Origin of the sequence: Microvirga massiliensis, from assembly GCF_001006805.1 — a bacterium.
Lineage (GTDB): Bacteria > Pseudomonadota > Alphaproteobacteria > Rhizobiales > Beijerinckiaceae > Microvirga > Microvirga massiliensis.
This window is the reverse complement of the sequence record NZ_LN811350.1, coordinates 317,965-333,044: the sequence shown is the minus strand read 5'-3', so window position 1 is coordinate 333,044 and position 15,080 is coordinate 317,965. Positions and strand designations below refer to the sequence as shown.

Below are 15,080 nucleotides of genomic sequence, written 5' to 3'. Positions count from 1 at the left end.
GATGGACATCAGCCCCGCTCTCTCGTCCTGGGCGCCGCCTCGCTTCCGGCCGATCGTCTATATCGTGGGCGGCATGCTCATCGCCCTCGGAATCACCATGCTTCTGCCCGCCGCAGCGGACGCGATGGCGGGCCATCCCGACTGGAAGGCGTTTCTCGTCTCGAGCGCGATCGCGTCCGGTGCGGGAACGGTTCTGGTCTACACCACCCGATGCCGGCTGGCGGGCGGGCTCACGCTTCGCCAAGCCTTCGTCCTCACGCCGTTCGCTTGGCTGGCGATCACGCTCTTCGCCGCCATTCCGCTCTACATCTCCGACTACGCGCAATTGCGGGACAATTTCACGAATGCGTTCTTCGAGGCGATGTCGGGACTGACCACGACCGGCGCGACCGTGATCGTAGGCTTGGACCAAGCGCCGCCAGGGATCCTGCTCTGGCGGGCTCTCCTGCAATGGATGGGCGGCATCGGCGTCATCGCGACGGCGATTGCCATTCTGCCGGTGCTCGGCATCGGCGGCATGCAATTGTTCCGGACGGAATCATCGGATCGCTCCGAAAAAGTCATGCCGCGCGTTCGCGAAATCGCAATGGCGATCTTGCTCATCTACCTGACGCTGACCGCGATTTGCGGAATCGCCTACTGGGCGACGGTGATGACGCCATTCGAAGCTCTCACGCACGCATTCACGACAGTTGCTACGGGCGGATTCTCGACGTCCGACAAGTCACTGGGCAATTGGAACAGCGCGGCCGTCGATTGGATCGCGATCATCTTCATGATCTCGGGCGCGCTTCCCTTCGTTCTCTATGTCCGCTTGCTCCAGAGACAGAAGGACACGCTCCGCAACAGCCAGGTCCGGACATTCATCACTTTCCTCGCCGTTGTCACCTTCGCGATCACCGCTTGGCTCGTGCTCAGCGGACGGTACGGTTTCGTAGAGGGCCTGCGCTACGCCGCCTTTCATGTCGTGTCGATCGTGACGACGGCGGGCTTTGCGACGACGGATTATGCTCTGTGGGGGAACTTCGCCGTCGGAATCTTCTTCGGGTTGACCTTCGTCGGCGGCTGCACCGGGTCGACGACCGGCGGAATGAAGATCTTTCGTTTCGAAGTGATGCTGGTGCTGCTTCGCAGCCAGTTCCGACATCTCCTGTACCCGCGCGGCGTCTTTCCCCGCGTCTATGCAGGACGACTCCTGACAGACGAGGTGATCGGCTCCGTCGTGGTTTTCTTCGCTCTTTATTTCACGTGCTACAGCGCTTTGACGATCGCCTTGATGGCCCTCGACCTCGATTTCCTGACGAGTGCGAGCGCCGCTGCGGCGGCCGTCTCGAATGTCGGCCCGGGTCTTGGCCCGGTCATCGGCCCGACGGGCAACTTCTCGACGTTGCCCGATGCCGGGAAATGGCTCCTGGCCTTCGGGATGCTGCTCGGGCGTCTCGAGCTTTTTACCGTGCTGATCCTCTTCTTCCCCCAGTTCTGGCGCGACTGATCACTCGCGGAGCTGAATGATCAGTCGCGCCAACGAATCCGATTCTGACGCCGATCTCGTGCGCAGCACGACTCGATCGAAGTTTCGCCCGTAGCAAAGGCTTTGAACCGCTTCGCCTGTCGCGAGTTGATCCCGTGCCTGCCGTCGCAGGCATGGAGGAAACGGATGCAGAAACTCGCCCTCGTTGCAGTGCTGTGCCTTGGCGCCGCTGCATGTTCCACACAGCAGCAGACGACCGGAACGCTCGTCGGAGCGACTGGCGGAGCACTCGTCGGTGGCCCGGTCGGGGCAGCCGTCGGCGCCGGAGCCGGAGCCGTGGCCTCCGCGCCTGGCGGTATCGTCGACGAAGTGCAGGGCGACAATCGCCGGCGCGCCCGTCGGCAGTAATTCCAGAGCAGATCTGCGAGTGCAGCCCGGATGCCTTCGCCTTCTCGCAACGACGGAGTGAGTCAGGAGCTTGTTTTTATTTTCAGCAGTGTTCTTCCGGCTCTCATGCCCTCACCGTCATTGCGAACGAAGTGAAGCAATCCAAGAGCGCATCCTTCGACGGGTAGATTGCTTCGCCTCCGGCTCGCAAGGACGGGTGTGTCGGAATGGGTTGTGCATCGCGCCCGTGACACGCAATTACGAAGAGGGCGTAACAAATCGCGTCGCCTGATCCCGCGCGCTGCGCGGGATCTGCACGCATCACCTCACGAACGACTCAGAAGCCCACGCGCTGCGAGATTGCGCATTAGCGCGCCCGTGCCGAAGGTCCAGGGCTCGCATTCATGTGTGTGTCGCATCCGGTTCACGAGCCGGCCGAGGCGCGGGCTCGCGATCGTGACGAGATCGCCCATCTTGTGCGTGAAGCCCTGACCCGGCGTGTCCCGGTCCTCGATCGGAGCGAACATTGTGCCGAGGAAGAGCGCAGCGCCGTCGGGATATTGATGGTGCGGCCCGATCATCTGCGCGACGAGATCCGCAGGATCGCGGCTGATCTGCGACAGCGACGACTCGCCGTCGAGGCGGAAGCCGTCCTCGCCCTCGATCACCAGGGTCACGGTCATCCGGCGCACGTCGTTAAGATCGAATCCGTCGTCGAAGAGCCGCAGGAACGGACCGATCGTGCAGGACGCGTTGTTGTCTTTCGCCTTGCCGAGAAGCAGGGCGGAGCGGCCTTCGAGATCGCGCAGATTGATGTCGTTGCCGAGCGTCGCTCCTACGATGCGGCCCGACGAGGCGACCATGAGGACGACCTCGGGCTCCGGATTGTTCCAGTTCGAGCTCGGGAGCAGGCCGGCATCCATGAGCGTGCCGACGGAAGCCATCGGCGGCGCCTTGGTGAAGATCTCCGCGTCCGGGCCGATCCCGACCTCGAGGTACTGGCTCCAGGCGCCGCGCTCAACGAGGACTGCCTTCAAAGCTTCGGCCTCGGGCGAGCCGGGCTTGAGACGCTGGAGATCGTCCCCGACGAGGCGCTGCACTTCCTGCCGGATTGCGGATGCCGCTTCGAGGTCGCCCCTTGCCCGCTCTTCGATGACTCGCTCGAGCAGGGAAATCGCGAAGGTGACGCCGGCCGCCTTGACGACCTGAAGGTCGACCGGTGCGAGAAGCCAGGGGCGGTCCGGGTCGCGCCGCTCGATCGGTGTATTGGCGAGAATCTCGGCGAGAGAGCCGACGACCTCTCCCTCGGTGCTGCGCAAGGCCGTAACCGGATCCTCCTCCTCGCAGAGGTCCCGTATCGTCGGAAAACGTCGTGACACGTCGTGGACCGCACCGTCGCGCAGGACCACCACGGACGGGCCCTGGACATCGGGGCGCCAGACGCGCCCGGCGAGCGTCGCCGCGGCGGCATCGTCGGGGAGGGCGTGGGCTGACTCGAAAACGAGTGGTCGGGAAGAGCTCATGAGGGTCGGTCTCGCAATAGGGCTCGCGGATTTGGATCGGAGGCTCGGCCTTCTCTCTTACGCTGCAGGCGCCGATCCGGGGAGAAGGCCGAACTCCTCGACGAGGCGATCGATCAGATCATCCACACCGAAGCGCACGGGATCGGTTGCCGGCAAGCCATGCTCCGCGCTCGTCGCGCCGAGCAAGGCCTTGGCGTCGGATTCGGAGAGCGCCTGCGTGTTGATCGCGATGCCGGCGCAGCGGATCGCCGGGTTCGTGAGGCGCCCGCAGCGGATCGTGAGATCGATCACCTCGCCGATGGACGGCAGCGGATGCTCGACGCCGCGCATGTGCGTGCGGGTGGGCTCGTGACAGACGATGAAGGCATCCGGCTGCGCCCCGTGCAGGAGACCAAGGCTCACGCCCGCGAAGGAGGGGTGGAAGAGCGATCCCTGGCCTTCGATCAGGTCCCAATGGGTTGGGTCGGCAGCGGGCGACAGCCACTCGACGGCACCCGAGATGAAATCCGCCACGACGGCATCGATCGCGACGCCGCGTCCGGAGATGAACACTCCGGTCTGGCCCGTCGCCCGGAAATCCGCATCGAAGCTGCGGGCGCGCATCCCGCGCTCGAGCGCCAGCACCGTATATTTCTTGCCGACGGAGCAATCCGTCCCAACCGTGAGGAGTCGCCGGCCGGATCGTTTCGTGCCCTTGCCCGTGGCGAAACGCTGACCGGAATGGCGCACGTCGAACAGCTGACGGCTGTGAGCCGCGGCCGCTTGCGCGATCGCGGGCTGGTCCCCGAGCCGTGTGTGGAGTCCGCTCGCGACGTCGAGACCTGCCTCGAGGGCCGCGACGATCGTCTCGATCCAGTGAGCCGGCAGCACGCCGCCGGCATTGACGACACCGACGATCAGGGTGCGTGCACCCTTGTGTTTCGCCTCAGGGATCGTCAGGTCGGGCAGGCCGAGGTCGGCGCGGCAACCCGGCAGGCGAAGCTGGCCCAGGCACCATTCGGGCCGCCAATCGACGATCCCGCTCGCCGTCTTCGCCGCAAGCTGATCCGGGACGTCGCCGAGGAACATGAGGTACGGGTGTTCTATCGGCATGGGACCTCCAGTAGGGCAGATCATGGTCCCACGCGGGCGCAATGCCAATGCGCCGAGCGGAATTTGCGCCTTGCGTGGCCCGCGTGTTACCGACCGCCGCCCTGTTTGAAACCCGGCCTCAATGTCCCGTTCGAAGCTGCCTGTCAGGGCCGAGACCCTTCCTCTCCTGCGCCGTCTCTGGCGAGACTGGATGCGCCCGCACCGCGGCGCGCTTGCTGTGGTGCTCGGCCTCGTGGCACTCGTCGCCGGCGCGACGGGGCTCTACCCGGTCCTCATCAAGGCGGCCTTCGATGCCTTCGCGGCCCGGGATGCGGATGCCATCCGCCTCGCGCCGCTCTTCGTGATCGGCGTGACCGCCGTGAAGGGCTTCTCGCTTCTCGGGCTCACGGTCCTCACCAATCGGGTCGTGACCCGGATCGAGGCAGACCTCCAGAGCGCTCTCTACGCGCATCTCGTCGAGGCCGACCTCGCCCAGATCGGGCGAGAAAGCCCGGCGGCCCTGACACAGCGCTTCACAACCGACTTCGCCTTCATCAAGGAGGCCCTGACCCGACTCTCCACGGTTTTCCTTCGTGAGGTCGCCACGATCGCCGCCCTGATCGTCGCGATGATCTGGATCGACCCCGTCCTGACGATCGTCGCCGGGGTCGTGGCGCCCTTCGTCGCCAGGCCGATCGCCCGGATCGGCAAGAAGCTGCGCCGGGTCGCGACTTCGACCCAGGAGCAGATCGGGCAGATGGCGAGCTTCGTCTCGGAGAGCCTTGCGGCCACACGCGTCGCCAAGACCTATGCCCTCGAGGGATACCTCAAGGCCAAGGGTAGCGCGGCTTTCGAGGAGATCCGCCGGCTCAAGATGAAGAGTGCGAATGCCCGCGGGCGCCTCGATCCGCTTCTCGAAGCCGGGGGTGGGCTCGCGGTGGCAGCGGTCCTGATCCTCATCGGGTTCAGGATCACCTCGGGAGAGAGCACGGTCGGCGACTTCACGGGCTTCGTGAGCGCGCTGATCCTCGCCGCGCAGCCGATCCGCGCCCTTGGGAATCTCAATGCAATCGTGCAGGAAGCCGCCGGAGCGCTCCAACGGACCTTCGACATCCTCGACGAGGAGCCGCGCATCCGCGACCGGCCGGGAGCCTCTCCCCTGCAGCTCGGGAAGGGAGAGATCAGGTTCGCGGACGTGACGTTCCGCTATGGCGGCGATGCGGCGGCTCTCGACGGCATCGACCTGATGGTCCTTGGCGGCGCGACCACGGCTCTGGTGGGCCGCTCGGGCTCGGGCAAGTCCACGCTCCTGTCGCTCGTGCCGCGTCTCTACGACGTCACATCCGGGGCGGTGCTGATCGACGGCCAGGACGTCCGGTCCGTGACCCAGGCCTCACTGCGCGCTCACATCGCTGTCGTCAGCCAGGACGTGTCTCTCTTCGACGACACGATCCGCGCGAACATCGCCTTCGGACGCCCCGGCGCCTCCGACGAGGAGATCGTCGCAGCAGCGCGGGCGGCGGCGGCGCACGAGTTCATCAGCGCCCTACCCAAGGGCTACTACACCCGGGTCGGAACGGGAGGCAGCCGACTCTCGGGGGGAGAGCGTCAGCGCATCACGCTCGCGCGCGCCTTTCTGAAGGATGCCCCGATCCTTCTCCTCGACGAGGCGACGAGCGCCCTCGATTCCGAATCCGAAAGCCTAGTGCAGGCCGCCTTGCGGCGTCTGATGGCCGGCCGGACCACTCTCGTGATCGCACACCGGCTCTCGACGGTCCGCGACGCGGACCGGATTGTGGTGCTCGAGGCCGGATGCGTCATCGAGACCGGGCGACACGACGAACTCATCGCGCAGGGCGGGGTCTATGCGCGGCTGCATCGGCTCCAGCTCTCCGACGATGCCGGAGCGGAACGAACTACCGCGTCCTGAGAGACCGTCGGCTATTCCCGCCGCATGACACGATCGACGAGCAGGTCCGACCAGAAGGACGGCTTGAACTCGCGTTCCAGCGCCTTGGTATCGTAGACCGTCTCGACCCATTCCAGGAAGCCGAGCCCCTTGGCTTCGCCCTCGACACGGTAGCGCTCGAAGAACGCGTCGAGCACGCCGGTCTTCGAGAACCGGAAATGGCCGAAACGCGGCGATAATTGCCGCAGCGCCTCCTCGACCGGGCGCCCTTCATGGACGATGAGATAGAGCGCTGCGACAAATCCCGCCCTGTCCGCGCCCGACTTGCAGTGGAGCACCGCCGGATATTCGATCCGGTCGAAGAATTCCTTCGCACCTAGAATGGTCTCGCGCTCCGGCGCGCCGCGGGAGCGCACGACGAACTCCTCGAGTTTCAGCCCGAGGCGCTCGCAGGTATCTTTCTGGAGCTGCCAGGAGCCATGCTCGCGCCCGCCCCGGAGATTGATGACCGTCCTGACTCCCTCCCGTTGGAGCCGCGCGAGCTGGAACGGAGCTGGCTGGGCGGATCGCCAGAGCCGTCCGGACACCCGGTGCTTGTTCAGGTAGATGAGCCGGAACACGCCATGATCGACGAGCAGCATGTGAGCCCAGGCGCGGATGCGCCCGATAGGCCCCCGCAGGGGTCGATCCCAGCGGGCGATGCGGGCCATGCGACGCGCATAGCGGGTCTCCGGCTTTAAGAACCTGTTAATCACAGCAGATCGATCGTGGAGAGCGCCTGAACCGTTTGCAAAGGCGAGGACGGCCGGTGGATCGCAGGACGGGGCCATACCAGCACAACCTGACCGGGGCAACTTCGCCCCGGCAGAGCCGTTGCGGCGATTTAGCGTCCTTCCTAGCCCGGGACTTGGGGCTAAACAGCAAAGCCTCCGCCCAACGAAGGATGGCAGAGAGGCCGCGGGACTCATTGTGGTTTCGGCGGCAATCGATAAGCTTGAAAACCTGTCCGCGTTCCATGTCATGAGCGATCTTCTCGTCAGTATCCGCCGCGCCAGGGCCGAAGATGCCCTTGCGCTGTCCCGCGTCTTCGAGGCGTCGTGGAGGGATGCCTACCAGGGCATCATTCCGGGCGTCCCGCTCGAGCGGATGCTGGCGCGTCGAAGCCCGAAATGGTGGCGGTCCACGATCGGGCGAGGACGGCCGCTCGCGGTCCTCGACGTCGGGGAAGGCGTGGTCGGCTACGTCTCCTATGGCCGTTGCCGCGACCGTTCGCTGCCCGCCGACGGCGAGGTCGACGAACTCTACTTGGCGCCGGAATATCAGGGGCTTGGGTTCGGACGACGGCTGTTCAGAGCTGCGCGGAACGATCTGCAGGACCGGGAGCTCACGCGCGTCGTCGTCTGGGCCCTGCGCGACAATGAGCGCGCCTGCGCGTTCTATCGGCGGCTCGGCGGCCGGCAGATCGCGGAGGTCGAGGAGCGCATCGGGGGCGCGCAACTCGGAAAGGTGGCCTTCCTGTTTCGCTGAGGCCCCGGCTCCCTGCTGCTGCGGGACAGATCCCTCCCGGCTCTCCGGCCGACGTTGCCCTTGACGTCACCACGGCGTCCTGTGCCAGCATCATGCCTTGTGGCCTTTGGGGTCGGCGCGTAGAAGCCCCGCGCAGCGGCCGCCCCGTTTCCTGGACCGGAGATTCCCATGCGCCTTGATGCTATCGCGATCGGCACGAATCCCCCCTTCGACGTCAATGTCGTCATCGAGGTGCCGATCGGCGGAGAGCCGATCAAATACGAGATGGACAAGGAGGCGGGCACGCTCGTGGTGGATCGCTTCCTCTACACCGCGATGCGTTACCCGGGGAATTACGGCTTCATTCCGCACACCCTGTCGGGAGACGGCGATCCCTGCGACGTGCTCGTCGCCAACACGCGGGCGATCGTTCCGGGGGCGATCATGAGCGTTCGCCCCGTCGGCGTCCTCCTCATGGAGGACAATGCGGGCGAGGACGAGAAGATCATCGCGGTACCGTCCCGCCATCTCACGCAGCGCTACGATCGCTACGACACGATCGACGATCTGCCGGAGATCACGATCAAGCAGATCGAGCATTTCTTCGCGCACTACAAGGATCTCGAGCCCGGAAAGTGGGTGAAGATCGTGCGCTGGGGCGATGCCGAGGAAGCACGCAATCTCATCACTCAGGGCATCGAGCGCGCGCGGAAGTCTTCCGGCGCCTGAGCGGCTCCGTCTCACGCTGCTCCGCCACCCCGGATTCAGGGACGCGACTTTCCGCGGAGTGCCTTGTGGGATCGGCGCGGCCGTTCAGGGCAGCTCGCCGCGCAGGAGGCGCGGGGCGGCGTTCCCGCTGGCCACGCCCGCAGCCTGGCGGATGAAGAAACGCTTCATGGTCGGCATCCTGTCCACGAGGCCAAGCCCGAGATCCCGGATCAGGCGGACCGGCAGGACATCGTTCGAGAACAGGCGATTAAGCAGGTCGGTGGTCGCCCCCATGGCAGTGACATCGAGGCGCCTCGCCCGTTCGTAGCCCTGGAGAGCGGCCTCCGAGCCGGGATCGAGCCCGAGCCGCACGGCTTCGACGATTGCATCGGCGAGTGCGGCAGCATCGTGAAAGGCGAGATTGAGGCCCTGCCCCGCGATCGGGTGAATGACGTGGGCCGCATCGCCGAGCAGAGCAATGCGATCGCCCACGAAACGCCGGGCGACGCCGAAGGAGAGCGGGAACGCCTGGGGCTTCGTCTCGAAGGCGAGCTGTCCGAGTTGCAGGCCGAAGCGCCGCTCCACCTCGGCGAGGAGATCCTGGGTGTCGAGCGAGAGAAGCGTCGGCACCTCGCTCGATCGTTCGCTCCAGACGATCGAGGAGCGAAATCCTAGCGGCCCGCCTGGCTTGAGCGGAAGAATCGCGAAGGGCCCCCCCGGCAGGAAATGCTGAACGGCACGGCCCTCGTGGTCGCGCTCATGAGCGATCGTCGCCACGATCGCGCTCTGGCCGTACGGGAAGGAAATCCAGCCGATTCCCGCTGCATCCCGCAGGCGTGAGCGCCCGCCATCCGCGGCGATCAGGAGCGCCGCGTCCGATCGTTCGCCGTCGGAGAATTGCACCGTCACGGCGGCGGATCCGGCAGTGAATCGCTCGACGGCGGCTGCCTTGAGGACGACGCCATTCTCGGTGCAGGCCGCGACGAGAGCACGCGTGAGATCCCCGCCTTCAACCATATGCGCGAACGGCTCGCCGGGTGCGATCTCCTCCACAAAATTGAGAAAGACGGGCCGGACGGGATCGGCGAGGCTCGAATCCGTGAGGGTCATTTCGAGAATCGGCTGCGCCTCCCCGGCGACCAGGGGCCAGATCCCGAGCGCCTCGAGCAGGCGCCGTCCCGCAGCAGCGATCGCATAGGCCCGCTTGTCGGCGCTGGGATCACGCCGCAGGGCCGGGTCCGCCATCGTGACCTCGATTCCCGCGCCGAGACTCCGTTTCAGGGCGAGCGCCAATGAGAGGCCGGCAAGCCCGCCGCCGGCGATGACGACGCGTGGCGAGGATGAGGGCTGCATATCGGTATCTTCGTCTGACCGCCTATCCCGCTGATCGATCATCATATCGGTTGAGTCCTCGAACAGTTCACCGTGGTCCCCCGTCAGGCGAGCGCCGTCAAGCCAGGGCTGCATTGTGTGCCCGACCTGCGCCTTGACCGACACTCGCGCATGGCGGATGGATCGACCGACCCGCATCCTGCGACAGAACCGCCATGTCTCGCGCCGTCGACGACCTTCTCGCCATTCTCGATCTCGAGCCCCTCGAGCGGAATCTCTTCCGTGGGCGCAGCCCCCAGGTCGGCTGGCAGCGGGTGTTCGGCGGGCAGGTGATCGGCCAGGCGCTCGTCGCCGCCTGCCGGACCGTCGAGGGGCGGGCGCCGCATTCCCTTCACGCCTATTTCCTGCTCCCGGGCGATCCGAAGGTTCCGATCATCTACGAGGTCGAGCGCCTGCGCGACGGCCGAAGCTTCACGACTCGCCACGTCAAGGCGATCCAGCACGGCCAGGCGATCTTCTCGATGTCGGCCTCCTTCCATGTCGCGGAGCCCGGATTCGATCACGCGGCCGAAATGCCAAAGGTCCCGGCTCCGGAGGACCTGCCGAGCGAAAGCGAGATGAAAGCAGGCGTGCTGCCGCTGATGCCAGATCCCGTGCGAGCCTATTACGAGCGCGAGAGGCCGATCGAGCTGCGCCCCGTGGAGTTCGAACGCTACACGTCGCGGGCTCCGCTCGGGCGCCATTTCAATGTCTGGATCCGCGCCACGGGCCCGCTTCCGGACGATCCCGCAATCCACCAATGCGTGCTGGCCTATGCGTCAGACATGACGCTGCTCGATTCGTCGCTCATCGCGCATGGACGGACCGTCTTCGATCGCTCGATCCAGGCCGCGAGCCTCGATCATGCGCTCTGGTTCCACCGACCCTTCCGTGCCGACGAATGGCTGCTCTATGCGCAGGATTCACCGAGCGCCTCAGGGGCGCGCGGCTTCTCGCGAGGCCTGATCTTCACGCGCGACGGCCGGCTCGTCGCCTCGGTGGCCCAGGAAGGGCTGGTCCGCGAGCGGACCGATCTGCCCGCGGAATGACTGCCTAAATTTTAAGCAGGCAGGACCTGTTCGGCGCAATCCGGCTCTGCACGGCGCGTGTGCATTCCTCTCTGAACTCGTCCGCACCCCGGCGCGCCACCGGTTGGCACGCCCCTTGAATAGTTGACCTTGCCGCCTGCGTCCTCGGGCGCGGGCTCTCGTCAACACAGCCGCAGGCTCGGCCAAGCCAGCGGTGCAAAGGGGTGAGGTCCGATGAAGATCGTGATGGCCATCATCAAGCCTTTCAAGCTCGAGGAGGTGCGGGACGCCCTCACTTCGATCGGGGTGCATGGGCTGACCGTGACCGAGGTGAAGGGCTACGGCCGCCAGAAGGGACACACCGAAATCTACCGCGGCGCGGAATACGCGGTCAGCTTTCTTCCGAAGCTGAAGATCGAGGTCGCAGTTTCGGCCGAACTCGCGATGCGCGTGGTCGAGACCATCGGCACAACCGCACGCACGGGCCAGATCGGCGACGGCAAGATCTTCGTCCTGCCGCTCGAACACGCGGTCCGCATCCGAACCGGCGAGACCGACGACGATGCCCTCTGAGCCTTCCCGACAGACCGCAGCGGAGTTCCCCTCATGACGTTTCGTTCGACTTCCGTATCCGCCCTCCTTGGAGCCGGATTCGCCATCATGACCGCCATGCCGGCCCTCGCCCAGGCAGCCGCGCCTACACCCGACAAGGGCGATACCGCCTGGATGCTGCTCGCAACCGTTCTCGTCCTCCTGATGGTGGTACCGGGGCTCGCGCTGTTCTATGGCGGCCTCGTGCGGACGAAGAACATGCTCTCCGTACTCACTCAGGTCCTCGCCATTGGCTGCGCGGTTTGCCTGATCTGGGTGACCTACGGGTACAGCCTCGCCTTCACGAATGGTGGCAATCTGAACGCCGTCGTGGGTGGCTTCTCCAAGGCCTTCCTTTCCGGCGTCGATGTCAACAGCGTCGCCGGGACATTCTCGAACGGCGTCGTCATTCCGGAATACGTCTACATCGCCTTCCAGATGACGTTCGCGATGATCACGCCCGCGCTGATCGTCGGCGCCTTCGCGGAGCGCATGAAGTTCTCGGCCCTGCTGCTGTTCTCGGTGCTGTGGGTGACGTTCATCTATTTCCCGATGGCGCATATGGTCTGGTACTGGGCCGGGCCCGATGCGGTCGCTGGAGCCGCGCAGGCGGTTGCAGACGCGAGCGATGCTGCAGCAAAGACCAATGCGCAGGCTGCTCTCGACGAGACCCTGGCCGATGCGGGCCTGCTCTTCCAGTGGGGCGCACTCGACTTCGCGGGCGGCACCGTCGTACACATCAATGCCGGCATGGCCGCCCTCGTCGGCGCGATGATGATCGGCAAGCGCATCGGCTACGGACGCGATCTGATCGCGCCGCACTCGCTGACGATGACGATGATCGGCGGCTGCCTGCTGTGGGTCGGCTGGTTCGGCTTCAATGCCGGATCGAACCTCGAGGCGAACGGCTCCGCGGCGCTCGCCATGATCAATACCTTCGTGGCCACTGCAGCGGCCGGCCTCTCGTGGCTCTTCGTGGAGTGGAGCACGAAGGGCAAGCCCTCGCTCCTCGGCCTCGTCTCGGGCGTCGTCGCGGGTCTCGTCGCAGTCACGCCGGCCGCCGGCTTTTCGGGCCCGATGGGCGCGATCATCCTGGGACTGGTCGCCGGCGCCGTGTGCTTCTTCTTCTGCTCGACGGTAAAGATCGCACTCGGCTACGACGATAGCCTCGACGTATTCGGCATCCACTGCATCGGCGGCATCATCGGCGCGATCGGGACGGGGATTCTCGTCAATCCGGCCCTCGGCGGCGTCGGCATTCCGGACTACGTATCGAATCCCGGCACGCTCTCGGTGGCGGACTATGCGTTCGGACCAGCCGTGTGGGCGCAGATCAAGGGCGTCGTCTTCACGCTCCTGTGGTCGGGCATCGGGTCGGCCATTCTCTACAAGATCGTCGACGCGATCGTCGGATTGCGGGTGACGCAGGAGAGCGAGCGCGAAGGTCTCGACCTCGCGGACCACGGCGAGCGCGCTTACAATTACTGACTCTTGGAATCGGCTCGCGCCGTTCCGAAAGCTCCGGTCTCCTGCGGCCGGGGCTTTTCCTTTTGGGTCTCCGCGCCCTTTGAAAGAGTGCCAACGCGTGCCGGCGATCGTTACGGTTAAACGACCCTTAACCCGCGCTCCCTAACACTCGGGGTGGAGCGTCAAACCCGTCGAAGCGAAAAGATGCACGCGAGTCGTCGACCCACGTCAGTCTATGAGGGACTTTTCGAGACTCTGCGCGCAGCGATCGCGCAACGCACGTTGAAGCTGACGGGGCTCGGCCTCATCGCGGCGGCATCGGCGATCATCGCTGCGCTGGCGACTTGGTCGGTCGATGACCCCAGCCTCAATCATGCGACCGACGCTCCGATCCGGAACATGCTGGGCTGGCCCGGCGCGATCATCGCCGACCTCCTGATGCAGCTGACCGGGCTCGCCGCCGTCGCGGCTCTGGTGCCGCCGGTGATCTGGGGCTGGCGTCTCCTGCGCGGCTCCACGCTCGGCCGGCTGCAGCTCCGGGTTGCCCTCTGGATTCTCGGCAGCGGCGCCTCGACGGCCGTCGCAAGCGCGCTCCCGGCGACGGCGCGTTGGCCCCTGCCGAGCGGGCTCGGCGGTGTCGCGGGCGATGCCCTGCTGGCCGCCGCCAAGGCCGTGACGGGCCTGACGAGCGGACCGGGCGGCGCCATCGTGGGCTTCGGATTTGCCGTCCTGGCGATCCTGTCGCTCAGTGGGGCCTGCACCCTCTCGGCCGATCCCGACGAGGAGCCAGCTCCCACGGGACGCGCGGCATCATCCCGCGATTGGGAGGAGCCCGACGAGCCGGGCGCCGATGAGCCCGGCTGGGGCATCGTCTCGCTGGGCGCTCTCGCGCATGCGGCGATGAGCCTGCGTGCGGTCATCCGGCGGCGGCTCGCCGCGCACAAGCGCTCCGACGCACCCCTGCCCGGCATCGGCAGAGCGAGAACCGCGCGCCGGGAGCCGGTCTTCGAGACGACGGGCCGTTCTCCTGCAGGACGCCTAGCGCCTGTCCAGGACGAGTATGACGACGAGGATTCCTTCGATGCTGTGCCGGTTTCGCGGCGCGAGGCGCCCTCCGCGCGGGTCGCTTCTCCGACGCCGGCTCCCCGCCCCGGCAAGCGGATCTCCCAGGAGGCGCAACCCTCGTTGCTCGACGAGGGCCAGTATCAGCTTCCGGCTCGGACGCTGCTCGCGGAGCCGAAGCGTCCGACCGTGCCGACGATCTCCGAGGAGGCGCTGGAACAGAACGCGACGCTTCTTGAAGGCACGCTCGAGGATTTCGGCGTGAAGGGCGAGATCATCAATGTGCGCCCCGGACCGGTCGTCACGCTCTACGAGCTCGAGCCGGCGCCGGGAACGAAGTCGTCGCGGGTGATCTCGCTCGCCGATGACATCGCACGCTCGATGAGCGCCGTGTCGGCGCGCGTCGCCGTGGTCTCGGGCCGCAACGCGATCGGCATCGAACTCCCCAACCACAAGCGCGAGACCGTCTACCTGCGCGAGCTGCTCGCCAGCCAGGATTTCGAGACCACTAAGCACAAGCTGGCGCTCTGCCTCGGCAAGACGATCGGGGGCGAGCCGGTGATCGCCGATCTCGCGCGCATGCCGCACCTGCTCGTCGCCGGCACTACCGGCTCGGGCAAGTCGGTGGCGATCAACACCATGATCCTGTCGCTGGTCTATCGCCATCGGCCCGAGGAATGCCGCCTGATCATGGTCGATCCGAAGATGCTCGAGCTATCGGTCTATGACGGCATCCCGCATCTCCTGACCCCGGTCGTCACCGATCCCAAGAAGGCGGTCATCGCGCTCAAATGGGCGGTCCGCGAGATGGAGGACCGCTACAAGAAGATGTCGAAGCTCGGTGTGCGCAACATCGACGGCTTCAACGCGAGAGTCGCCGAGGCCAAGGCAAAGGGCGAGGTCATCACCCGCACGGTGCAGACGGGCTTCGACCGGGCCACGGGCGAGGCGATCTACGAGGACGAGATCATGGATCTCGAGACCCT

The 15,080-nt window shown here is 66.0% G+C and carries 13 protein-coding genes; 9 read left to right on the top strand and 4 right to left on the bottom strand.

What is annotated here, in order from left to right; all coding sequences use genetic code 11:
- Position 1: 1 nt before the first annotated feature.
- Both BN1233_RS01465 and BN1233_RS01460 read left to right on the top strand, forming a co-directional pair.
- The gene (locus tag BN1233_RS01465; RefSeq protein ID WP_046861722.1) at positions 2 to 1,492 is read left to right on the top strand and encodes a TrkH family potassium uptake protein; all 1,491 of its coding nucleotides are present in this window, start codon (positions 2 to 4) and stop codon (positions 1,490 to 1,492) included.
- Positions 1,493 to 1,657: 165 nt separating this feature from the next.
- On the top strand, positions 1,658 to 1,879 hold the full coding sequence (locus BN1233_RS01460) for a hypothetical protein (RefSeq protein ID WP_046861721.1): 222 nt from the start codon (positions 1,658 to 1,660) through the stop codon (positions 1,877 to 1,879).
- Between the two features lie 305 nt (positions 1,880 to 2,184).
- On the opposite strand, the gene BN1233_RS01455 is transcribed toward BN1233_RS01460, so the two are convergent.
- Complete coding sequence (locus tag BN1233_RS01455; RefSeq protein ID WP_046861720.1) at positions 2,185 to 3,381, bottom strand: fumarylacetoacetate hydrolase family protein; 1,197 nt, start codon at positions 3,379 to 3,381, stop codon at positions 2,185 to 2,187.
- A gap of 57 nt (positions 3,382 to 3,438) precedes the next feature.
- Positions 3,439 to 4,473, bottom strand: coding sequence for an N-acetyltransferase DgcN (gene dgcN, locus BN1233_RS01450; protein ID WP_046861719.1), 1,035 nt, complete (start codon positions 4,471 to 4,473; stop codon positions 3,439 to 3,441).
- 121 nt (positions 4,474 to 4,594) lie between these two features.
- On the opposite strand from dgcN, the gene BN1233_RS01445 reads away from it, so the two are divergent.
- The gene (locus BN1233_RS01445; protein ID WP_046861718.1) at positions 4,595 to 6,382 is read left to right on the top strand and encodes an ABC transporter ATP-binding protein; all 1,788 of its coding nucleotides are present in this window, start codon (positions 4,595 to 4,597) and stop codon (positions 6,380 to 6,382) included.
- A gap of 11 nt (positions 6,383 to 6,393) precedes the next feature.
- Here the strand turns inward: BN1233_RS01445 and BN1233_RS01440 are convergent, their stop codons facing one another.
- A complete protein-coding gene (locus tag BN1233_RS01440; RefSeq protein ID WP_046862348.1) occupies positions 6,394 to 7,116 on the bottom strand; it encodes a fused DSP-PTPase phosphatase/NAD kinase-like protein in 723 nt (240 codons plus the stop codon).
- A 265-nt stretch (positions 7,117 to 7,381) separates the two neighbouring features.
- Here BN1233_RS01440 and BN1233_RS01435 point away from each other — a divergent pair, with 265 nt between their 5' ends.
- Both BN1233_RS01435 and ppa read left to right on the top strand, forming a co-directional pair.
- Positions 7,382 to 7,888: a GNAT family N-acetyltransferase gene (locus tag BN1233_RS01435; protein WP_046862347.1), complete on the top strand. Its 507-nt coding sequence runs from the start codon at positions 7,382 to 7,384 to the stop codon at positions 7,886 to 7,888.
- Positions 7,889 to 8,056: 168 nt separating this feature from the next.
- Positions 8,057 to 8,596 carry an inorganic diphosphatase gene (ppa, locus tag BN1233_RS01430; RefSeq protein ID WP_046861717.1) on the top strand — a complete coding sequence of 180 codons (540 nt, stop codon included), beginning with the start codon at positions 8,057 to 8,059 and terminating at the stop codon, positions 8,594 to 8,596.
- An 84-nt stretch (positions 8,597 to 8,680) separates the two neighbouring features.
- On the opposite strand, the gene BN1233_RS01425 is transcribed toward ppa, so the two are convergent.
- Complete coding sequence (locus BN1233_RS01425; protein ID WP_046862346.1) at positions 8,681 to 9,928, bottom strand: FAD-dependent monooxygenase; 1,248 nt, start codon at positions 9,926 to 9,928, stop codon at positions 8,681 to 8,683.
- Positions 9,929 to 10,122: 194 nt separating this feature from the next.
- Between BN1233_RS01425 and tesB the strand changes: the two genes are divergently transcribed.
- From tesB to BN1233_RS01405, 4 genes are all read left to right on the top strand, one after another.
- A complete protein-coding gene (tesB, locus tag BN1233_RS01420) occupies positions 10,123 to 10,995 on the top strand; it encodes an acyl-CoA thioesterase II (RefSeq protein WP_046861716.1) in 873 nt (290 codons plus the stop codon).
- Positions 10,996 to 11,208: 213 nt separating this feature from the next.
- The gene (locus tag BN1233_RS01415) at positions 11,209 to 11,547 is read left to right on the top strand and encodes a P-II family nitrogen regulator (RefSeq protein WP_046861715.1); all 339 of its coding nucleotides are present in this window, start codon (positions 11,209 to 11,211) and stop codon (positions 11,545 to 11,547) included.
- A 33-nt stretch (positions 11,548 to 11,580) separates the two neighbouring features.
- A complete protein-coding gene (locus BN1233_RS01410; RefSeq protein WP_046861714.1) occupies positions 11,581 to 13,053 on the top strand; it encodes an ammonium transporter in 1,473 nt (490 codons plus the stop codon).
- A 183-nt stretch (positions 13,054 to 13,236) separates the two neighbouring features.
- Positions 13,237 to 15,080, top strand: a 1,844-nt coding sequence (locus BN1233_RS01405; RefSeq protein WP_052763662.1) for a DNA translocase FtsK 4TM domain-containing protein, incomplete at its 3' end; no start/stop codon positions are given.